Below are 9,404 nucleotides of genomic sequence, written 5' to 3' on the forward strand. Positions count from 1 at the left end.
AGGCGCCGCGCCACCGCCGAACCGGCGGACCCGCCGCGCCCGCACCGCACCGCCGCCGCGCCCGAATCGCGGCGGTAGGGCCGTGCGGGTCGGTGGTCGCCTGCTGGCCGCGGTGACGGCCGTGGTCGTGGTCAGCGGCACCGGCCTGGCCTATTACACCGAGCGCAGCGTCGATCAGGGTTTCACCCGGTCCAACGCGATCAGCGAGGCCGATGCGGCCGCACTCGACGGCGACCTGAACATCCTGCTGATCGGCCTGGACACCCGCAAGGACCAGAACGGCAACGACCTGCCCAAGAACATCCTCGACCAGTTGCACGCCGGTGACGGCAGCGAAGGCGGCTACAACGCCAATTCGCTGATCCTGGTTCACATTCCGAAGGATCTGAAGAAGGTCACCGCCTTCTCCATCCCGCGCGACGACTATGTCTCGGTCTCCGGTATCCCCGGCTACGACCACGCCAAGATCAAGGAGGCCTACGGGCTGAAGAAGGCCTCGGTGGAACAGAAACTGGAGAACCAGGGCGTCAAGGACAAGGTCGAACTCGAACGCCAGGGCCGCGAGGCCGGGCGTGAATCGATCGTGCAGACGGTCAAACAGCTCACCGGGGTGCCGATCAATCGATTCGCCGAGATCTCGCTGGTCGGCTTCTACGATCTGGCCAACATCCTCGGCGGCGTCGACGTGTGTCTCAACCACGCCGTCGACGACGAGTACTACTCCGGTGCGGTGTTCCCCGCGGGCCGCCAGCATCTCGACGCCGCCAACGCGCTGTCGTTCGTGCGCCAGCGCCACGGCCTCGACAACGGCGACCTGGACCGTACCCACCGCCAGCAGGCATTCCTGACCTCGGTCGCCAAACAGCTCAAGGATTCGGGAACGCTGACCAATATCGGCAAACTGCAGGACCTGATCACCGCGGCGCAGAACGACATCGTGCTCTCCCAGGGCTGGAACCTGCTCGACTTCGCCCAGACCCTCGGCCGCGCCGGATCCATTCCGATCGAATTCCAGACCCTGCCGGTGAAGGCCTACGACACCGTCGACGGCCAGGATGTCAACATCGTCGACCCGGCCGCGATCAAGAAGACCGTGCGCACCGCCTTCGGGGTGGCCGAACCACAGTCCAGCGCTCCGACCACCACCCCCACCAGCACCATCGACGTCGTCAACGCCGGCGGAGCCAGCGGGATGGCGGCCAAGGTGTCCACGGCGCTGGTGGACAAGGGCTTCCGCAAGGGCAACGTCGGCAACGCCACCTACAGCGACGGATCCAGTTCGGTCGTGTACTTCGGCTCCGGCGCCGACACCGACGCCACCCAGGCCGCCGACATGCTGGGCGGGCTGCCCACGGCCGCGTCGAAATCCCTCGATCCGGGGACGGTGAAGATCGTCATCGGCAGCGATTTCAGCATGCCCGACAGCCTCACCTCCTCCTCCGCGTCGACGGTGACCACCACCGACCCCACGACCGGGCTCACCACGACCACCAGCGGCGGCGGCTCGGTGTCGGCCACGGCAACCACCGACGACCGTCCCGACTCCGGTAAGCCGGTCACCACCAGCATCGGATCCGACATACCCTGCGTGAACTGAGGCGCCGCCGCGGCGGCCGTCTACGATTCTCCGGTGACCGGATACGACGACGCATACGACCACCTCGACACCTCCCGGCTGCCCGAGCGGCAGCGGCGCATCCTCGGCGTGATCCGAGATGCGGTGCAGCGCAACGGGTATGCGCCCTCGTCGCGGGAGATCGCGGCCGCCGTCGGACTGAAATCGGGCTCGTCGGTGTCGAAACACCTGAAAGACCTCGAGGACAAGGGATTCCTGCGCCGCAGCGCGAGTGTCTCCCGGCCCATCGATGTGCGCCTGTTCCTCGCACCCGCGGAAAGCCGTGGCGGCGAACAGGATTCGGTGACCGTGCCGGTGGTCGGCGATATCGCCGCCGGCACCCCGATCCTCGCCGAGGAAAACACCGACGACCAGCTCACCCTGTCGCGGCAACTGGTCGGGCGCGGAACCGTGTTCGGGCTGCGGGTGCGCGGTGATTCGATGATCGACGCCGCGATCTGCGACGGCGATATCGTGGTGGTGCGGCAGCAACACGAGGCCCACTCCGGTGACATCGTGGCCGCCATGATCGACGACGAGGCCACCGTGAAGGTGTATCGCCGGCGCAACGGTCACGTCTACCTCGAACCCCGCAATCCGGCCTACGACGTCATCGACGGTGACCGCGCGGTCGTGCTCGGCAAGGTCGTGTCGGTGATGCGGCGAATGTGACGACCTGCTCGACGCGCCCGCCGGACCGATCGCCAAACGGTTGCCGCTGAATTAGTCTGCCCAGGCAGGCAACCGCGCAAGACCGAACGGGATTCGGAGGTGCACGTGGCGAGCAGTAATCGGGCGGGCAGATTGGCGGGGCGATACCGGGTGCGGCGGCGCACCCGGGTCGCGACGGTCGCGGCCGCGGCAGTTCTGGCCGCGGTATCGGCGAGCATGGCGGCCGGACCGGCCGCCGCCGCGGGCGATCCGGTCGTCGATTCCGGTGCGCCGCTGGCACATCCGGTGTCCGCCGACGGATCGAAGATCGTCGGCTTCTCCGTCGTCGACGGCCGCAATGTCACCCTGCAGGTGTACTCCGCGGCCATGGACAAACCGATCACGATCAACGTGCAGCGACCCGCCGACGCCTCCACACCGCGTCCCGTGCTGTATCTGCTCAATGGCGCCGGCGGTGGCGAGGACAGCGCCACCTGGGACAACAAGGCGCCCGACGCGCTGAAGTTCCTCGCCGACAAGGACGTCAACGTCGTCCAGCCCGTCGGCGGCGCCTGGAGCTACTACACCGACTGGCGCGCGCCGGATCCGAAGCTGGGCGTCAACAAGTGGAAGACGTTCTTCACCGAGGAACTGCCGCCCATCATCGACGGCGCCCTGGGCACCAACGGCCTCAACGCCATCGCCGGGCTGTCCACCTCCGGCACCTCGGTGCTGCAGCTGCCGATCGCCAAACCCGGGTTGTACAAGTCGGTGGCCGCCTACAGCGGGTGCGCCCAGATCAGCGACCCCGTCGGCTACACCGCGGTCAATCTCGCGGTCAACGTGTGGGGCGGCGGCAACACCGTGAACATGTACGGGCCGCAGAACGATCCGATGTGGGCGGCCAACGATCCCTACGTGCACGCCGATCAGCTGCGCGGGCTGAACCTGTTCATCTCCAGCGGATCCGGGCTCCCCGGACAGTGGGACACCCTCAACGGGCCCTACACGCTGCCCGGACCGGGTGGACTGGCCAATCAGCTGGTCATCGGCGGTGTGATCGAAGCCGCGGTCAACTACTGCAGCCACAACCTGCAGGCCAAGCTCGACGGTCTCGGCATTCCGGCGACCTACGATTTCACGCCGACCGGAACCCATTCCTGGGGCTACTGGCACGACGCGCTGATCCAGTCGTGGCCGGTTCTCGCGGCCGGGCTGCAACTTCCCGCCTGATGTGGCAACCGCCGGGTTCGACCGTCCCCTTACCGACTGCCGGACCCGGCGGCAGGCGATCACGGTGACGGCGTGGCGGCCGGATCCGCGCCGGGCAGCATCACCGGCTCGTCGCAACTGGCCGGCGGATCGACCTGAGAACACCCGACGGGGGCGCGGGTGGGCCGGTAATCGGCGGGCACCCCGCCCGCGCGGACGAGCACCGCGAACGCCTCGACCGCGTCGGTGGGCCGGCGCACCAGATCCGGATCCGAGGTGACATCGACGGTGTAGAGGCCGAAACGCGGGGTGTAGCTGCCCCATTCGTAGTTGTCGGTGAGGCTCCAGTAGTTGTAGCCACGCACATCGATACCGTCGGCCTTGGCGCGCTGGATCCAGTACACGGTGTCGCGCAGTTGATCGGCGCGGGTGTAGCCGTCCGGGCGGGGTTTGCCGTCCTCGGTCGGCATCCCGTTCTCCACCACATACAGCGGTTTGCCGGGGAACTGGCGGGCATAGCGGCGCAGTGCGTAGTAGACGCCCTCGGTCTGCAGCGGCAACTCCCACATCGCGGGCGCACCGGCCGAGGTCGACGGCGAACCGTCCGCGACCGGGGTGGGGCCGAAGTAGTAGTCGACGCCGACGAAGTCGAGTTTGTCGCGAACCTGGTCGATATACGGCTGATTCACCTCGGTGTCGGCGCCGGGAACATAGCCGATGTTGCTGGTGACCATCGCCTTCGGATAGGTGGCGTGGATGTCGTCGTAGATCCGGTTGTGGGCCTGCGCGAGCCGGTCCATCGCCGCCGGCCACTCCTCGTGGGAGAGGGCGCCGATGCGGATCTCGGTGCCGAGATAGGCGGCCGGTTCGTTGATCGTGACCCAGATCGGATCGCGAGAACCGTAGCGCTGCACCACTTTCCGCGCATTCGCCAGCCAGTCGTCGACCATGCCCTGGTTGCGCCAGCCACCGCGGTCGGCCGCCCAGCCCGGATACACCCAGTGATCCAAGGTCAGCATCGGGGTCATGCCCGCGGCGTAGACGGCGTCGACGATCCGGTCGTAGCCGGCGAACGCCTGGTCGTCCCATTCGTCGGGATGCGGCTGCACCCGGGCCCATTCGATACTCATCCGGAAGCTCTTCGCGCCCAGCTGCGCGGCGCGCTCGATGTCGTCGGCGTAGGTGTCGAGGAAGCGCACCGAATCCCGATACGGTTCGGCCGCGCCGGTCGCGATGTAGCGGGTCCAGTTGCTGTCGGGGGCATGGCCTTCGGTCTGGAACCCGGATGTGGCCACCCCCCACACGAAGTCGGGGCCCAGGGGAGCGAGGGCCGACGCCGCCCGGCGGACGGGGTCGGCGCCCGCGCGGCCCGGCAGCAGCAGTGCGGCTGCTGTTGCCAGGCCGGTGGCCAGCACCTGGCGGCGGTTCGGCTCTCGCATCCAGCAATCGTAGCTGTGAGATTGCTGAATTCCGGTGTGTGCAAGGGCGTGTCGAGCGGGCGATCAGCCCCTCATATCGTGATCAGTGCGGTGGTGCGGTGAGGTCGAAAACCTCGAGGCCGCCGAGGTGTTGCGGCGTGTAATGCGCGGCCACCCAGGCATAGATATCGGTGTTGCCGACCGGATGCCACATATCCGGATCCGCGTGTGCGGCCGACGGGTTGTGCGCGGTCGCCGGGGTGGGCGTGGCGCCGGGGGTTCGGTGCCGGTCGCGGGTTCGCCACGAGTCCGGCAGCTTCATCTCGGGCGCCAGATAGTAGGTGATCCGGCGGTCGCGGACCAGGTCCTGGAATCCCGCCACGGTGGGGACCGGATCCTCGGAGGTGAATCCACCGATGGCGATCACCGGTGTGCGGCTGGCCAGTTCGAGCCCGGCCGCCGGTCCCGAGCGGTCGATGGCCGCCGACCACGTCGTATGCGTCGCCCGCAACATCTCCACCAGGTGCGGATCGGTGTCGGTGCCGCCCATCAGCATGCCGATCTGGCTGCGGAACGGATTCAGCGCCTGCGGCAGCTGCGGACGTGCCGGCCCGACGACCGGGCTGCCGCCGGTATGCGACTGCGGCAGCGTCGCCACCGCGTAGGCGCTCGACCCGGCCGTCGCGGCGAGCACACCGGCGCCCACGGCCACCGCGACCGCGCGGGCGGGCGCCCGGCGCGACACCGCCGGTAGCGCCGTCAGCAGCAGTGCGGCGGCAGCCACGACGGTCACCGCGAGGATCGACCACCGCAGCCACGGCTGCCAGTCCGGATTCCGGTCGAGCAGCACGAATCCCCAGATGCCGCCGGCCGCAACGAGTCCCGCTGCCCCGGCCCGGCCCCACGCCCGGTCCCGGCACCGCCACACCTCGGCCAGTCCCAGGACGAAACTGCCGACCACCGCGGGCGCGATGGCCAGGGTGTAGTAGGCGTGCATGCCGCCCTTCATCGCAGAGAACGCCACCCCGTCGATCAGCAGCCACAGCCCGAAAACCAGTGCCGCCCCGCGCACGATATCGGTCCGCGGCGACTTCCACCGCGTGCCGAGCACGACGACGAAACCGAGCACGGCCGCGGGCAACAGCCACGAGATCTCGAATCCGATCTCACCGGTGAACAACCGGTCCGGACCCGACCCGAACCCGCCGCTCCCGCCACCCAGATGCGGCAACTCGTAGCCGGGGGGCAGTTCGAAGGGTTTGCGTCCGGCGTGGTTGTGTCCGAGGTAGCGGGCGAAACCGTTGTAACCCAGCACCAGATCCATGAACGTGTCGTCCTTGGAACCCGCCAGATAGGGCCGGGAATCGGCGGGCCACAGAATCGTCAGCAGTACATACCACCCCGACGAGACCACCAGCGCCACCGCCGCGGCCAGCAGATGCACGATCCGTTTGCCCAATCCCGCCGGGGCCGCGATCAGATACGCCGCACCCAGCGCGGGCAGCACCATCAGCCCCTCGAGCATTTTCGCCAGGAACGCGAAACCCAATGCGACACCGGCCAATACGAGCCAGCGCGGGTTCGCGTGCCGCAACGCGCGCACGGTGCAGTAGGAGGCCGCGGTCATCAACAGCACCATCACCGCATCCGGATTGTTGAACCGGAACATCAACGCCACCACCGGTGTCAGGGCCAGCAGCAGACCCGCCAGCAGGCCCGCGCCGCGGCTGCCGGTGGCGCGGGCGATCGCGCCGTACATCAGCGCGACCGCCGCCACCGCCATCAACGCCTGCGGAATCAGCATCGAGGCGCTGGAGAAGCCGAACAGCTGCCCCGACAACCCCATCACCCATTGCGAGACCGGCGGTTTGTCGACGGTGATGAAGTTGGCCGGGTCCAGCGAACCGAACAGCAGCGCCTTCCAGTCGCGCGACCCCGACCAGGCCGCCGCCGCGTAAAACCCGTTGCCCATCCCGTTGACCGTGATGTTCCACAGATACGCGGCCGCGGTGGCGACCAGCAGCAGCGCGAGCGCGACCCGGTCCCGGCGCCGTGGCGGCGGCAGATCCGGATCCGGCGGACGAGCCGATTCGGGCGATACGGGCACGGCGGTGTCGGCAGTCGTCACTGTCACCGCGGGAGCGTCTCAGCCGATCCGGTGACCACCCTGGCCGAACCCTTGGAACTTGCTGTGAGTCCGATGCGATCGGGCGAATCGGACGCCGTAACCCGTCACGGTCAGTACCGGCCGAACAACACCGCCGCGTTGTGGCCACCGAATCCGAACGAGTTGTTCATCGCGAACTCCACATCGGTGTGTCGTGGTTTGTCGCGCACGATGTCGAGGTCGATCTCGGGATCCTGATTGTCGAGGTTGAGCGTGGGCGGAATGACCTGATCACGCAGTGTCAGCACCGAGATCGCGGCCTCCAGCGCGCCCACCGCGCCCACCGAATGCCCGAGCGCCGACTTCGGCGCGTACACCGCCGGGTGGGTGCCGATGGCGGCGGCGATGCCCTTGGCCTCGGCCAGATCGCCGATCGAGGTGCCCGTGGCGTGGGCGTTGACGTGATCGACATCGGCGGCGGCCACGCCCGCGGTCTCGATGGCCCGGCGCATCGCCCGGGCACACCCCAGGCCCTCCGGATCGGGGGCGACCATGTGATAGCCGTCCGCGGTCAATCCGGCGCCGAGCAGCCGGGCCAGCGGTGTCGCCCCGCGTGCCAGCGCATGCTCCTCCGATTCGACCAGCAGCAGCGCGGCCGCCTCACCGAAGACGAAACCGTCGCGGTCGCGGTCGAACGGCCGCGACGCCCGTTCGGGTTCGTCGACGCGGGAACTGAGCGCGCGCGCCATGGTGAATCCGGCGATCGCCATCGGGTTGATGTAGCCCTCGACCCCGCCGGCGACGACGATGTCGGCCTCGCCCAGCACGATCGAGCGCCACGCGTGCACCAGCGCCTCGTTGCCCGAGGCGCATGCCGACACCGGCGTCACCAGGCTCGCGCGCGCGCCGATCTCCAGGCCGACCACGCCCGAGACGCCGTTGGGCATACTCATCGGCACCGCGAACGGCGACACCTTGCGGTAGCCGTGCTCGCGCATCGTGTCGTTGGCGTCGACGATGACGTCGGCGCCGCCCAGGCCCGTGCCGATGCACACGCCGAGGCGGTCCTTGTCGACCTCGGGCGCACCCGCGGTCTCCCACAGCCGGTTACCCATCGCGTACGACATCTGCTGGACGTAGCACATGCGGCGCTTGCGTACCCGATCCAGATCGGTGGTGGGATCGTGGATCAGTTTGCCGCCGATGGCATTCGGTAGATCCTGGCGCAGGATTTCCTCATCGGTGAGGACCTTGATCCCGCTGGCGCCGGAAAGCAGCGCCTGCCACGTACTTTCGGTATCCGCGCCGATGGAGGTGGTGATCTCCAGCGCGGTGACGACTACCTCGCGGAAGCCGCCGTTGCGGGTGTTGAAACCGGTATCGAGCGTACGCACGGTCGTCGATTCCTCCCTGTCGGTCCCTCATTGCCCCGGACACGAAACTCGGCAGCACCCGCGAGCTCCGATGACCTCGCCGTCATCGGCCGCCCGTCCCGCCACACCGGCGGTGGGTGCGCCTGGGTCAGCGTAGCTCTCCCACCACTCGCAGGGGTGCGAGAAACGAAGATGCCAGCAATTTGCCGCAGGGGTACCGTAGAGGGTCACGGATGGGTGCGTCCGCAGCGGTGCGCCCAACCGGACGGGCTAGGGAAGGGCGTGCCCGAGATGACTGTCAACGCTGTTCACGACATGTTTACTGCCCAGCTGGACAATGTGGGTCCGCAGGCTCCACCGGGCGCGGGGGTGACGACGGCGCTGCTGCGAAATCTCATCTGGTTGCATTTGCTGGCAACGGCGATCGCGGTCGGTTGCTGGATCCATCTGGCGAACCGTCGGGGGGTCGCGCGAGCCACGGTGTCACGGGTGGCCGTCGGTGTCGTCGCGATCGGGCTGGCCACCGCGGGAGCGGGGGAAATCCTCGGCGCGGCCATGCACTGACCGCGCCGCCGACCCTGCCGCGACTAGACGTAACCAGAAATAACACGTAACCTTCGGGTATCCGGACGGCGAGGTCCGGGCTGACATTCGGACGAAACGGATACCTCAATGACGCGGCATGTCGACGTGTTGATCATCGGTGCGGGCCTGTCCGGGATCGGGATGGCCTGCCATCTCAGCCGGGAGAACACCGGACGCAGCTACGCGATCCTCGAACGGCGCAGCGCGATCGGCGGCACCTGGGACCTGTTCCGCTACCCGGGCATCCGCTCGGACTCCGACATGCTGACCTTCGGCTACGGCTTCCGCCCCTGGATCGGCACCAAGGTGCTCGCCGACGGACCGCACATCCGCCGATACATCGCCGAGACCGCCGAGGAATACGGCGTCACCCGCCACATCCGCTTCGGCCGCAAGGTCGTGAAGTCGAGCTGGTCGAGCGCCGAACAACTGTGGACCACCGA

General features: G+C 68.2%; 8 protein-coding genes. 5 read left to right on the forward strand and 3 right to left on the reverse strand.

Annotated elements, in window-relative coordinates; genetic code table 11:
• The 3 genes from AC5592_RS02430 to AC5592_RS02440 form a co-directional block, all read left to right on the forward strand.
• Positions 1 to 1,597 (forward strand): LCP family protein (locus AC5592_RS02430; RefSeq protein WP_051025324.1); only part of this gene is annotated, 1,597 nt, incomplete at its 5' end.
• Between the two features lie 33 nt (positions 1,598 to 1,630).
• Positions 1,631 to 2,287 (forward strand): transcriptional repressor LexA, encoded by a 657-nt coding sequence (lexA, locus tag AC5592_RS02435; protein ID WP_063063246.1) that lies wholly within the window; start codon positions 1,631 to 1,633, stop codon positions 2,285 to 2,287.
• Between the two features lie 216 nt (positions 2,288 to 2,503).
• Complete coding sequence (locus AC5592_RS02440) at positions 2,504 to 3,499, forward strand: alpha/beta hydrolase (protein ID WP_051025323.1); 996 nt, start codon at positions 2,504 to 2,506, stop codon at positions 3,497 to 3,499.
• Positions 3,500 to 3,558: 59 nt separating this feature from the next.
• Here AC5592_RS02440 and AC5592_RS02445 read toward each other — a convergent pair whose 3' ends face one another.
• The 3 genes from AC5592_RS02445 to AC5592_RS02455 all read right to left on the reverse strand — a co-directional run bounded on the left by AC5592_RS02445 (position 3,559) and on the right by AC5592_RS02455 (position 8,397).
• Positions 3,559 to 4,917 carry a family 1 glycosylhydrolase gene (locus AC5592_RS02445; RefSeq protein WP_063063247.1) on the reverse strand — a complete coding sequence of 453 codons (1,359 nt, stop codon included), beginning with the start codon at positions 4,915 to 4,917 and terminating at the stop codon, positions 3,559 to 3,561.
• A gap of 82 nt (positions 4,918 to 4,999) precedes the next feature.
• Positions 5,000 to 7,030 carry a glycosyltransferase family 39 protein gene (locus AC5592_RS02450; protein WP_063063248.1) on the reverse strand — a complete coding sequence of 677 codons (2,031 nt, stop codon included), beginning with the start codon at positions 7,028 to 7,030 and terminating at the stop codon, positions 5,000 to 5,002.
• A 104-nt stretch (positions 7,031 to 7,134) separates the two neighbouring features.
• Positions 7,135 to 8,397: a KasA/KasB family beta-ketoacyl-ACP synthase gene (locus AC5592_RS02455; RefSeq protein ID WP_063063249.1), complete on the reverse strand. Its 1,263-nt coding sequence runs from the start codon at positions 8,395 to 8,397 to the stop codon at positions 7,135 to 7,137.
• 261 nt (positions 8,398 to 8,658) lie between these two features.
• Between AC5592_RS02455 and AC5592_RS02460 the strand changes: the two genes are divergently transcribed.
• Positions 8,659 to 8,940 (forward strand): hypothetical protein, encoded by a 282-nt coding sequence (locus tag AC5592_RS02460; protein ID WP_157121518.1) that lies wholly within the window; start codon positions 8,659 to 8,661, stop codon positions 8,938 to 8,940.
• Between the two features lie 108 nt (positions 8,941 to 9,048).
• Positions 9,049 to 9,404, forward strand: a 356-nt coding sequence (locus tag AC5592_RS02465) for an NAD(P)-binding protein (protein ID WP_157121520.1), incomplete at its 3' end; no start/stop codon positions are given.

Origin of the sequence: Nocardia violaceofusca NBRC 14427 (assembly GCF_963869435.1) — a bacterium.
GTDB lineage: Bacteria > Actinomycetota > Actinomycetes > Mycobacteriales > Mycobacteriaceae > Nocardia > Nocardia aobensis.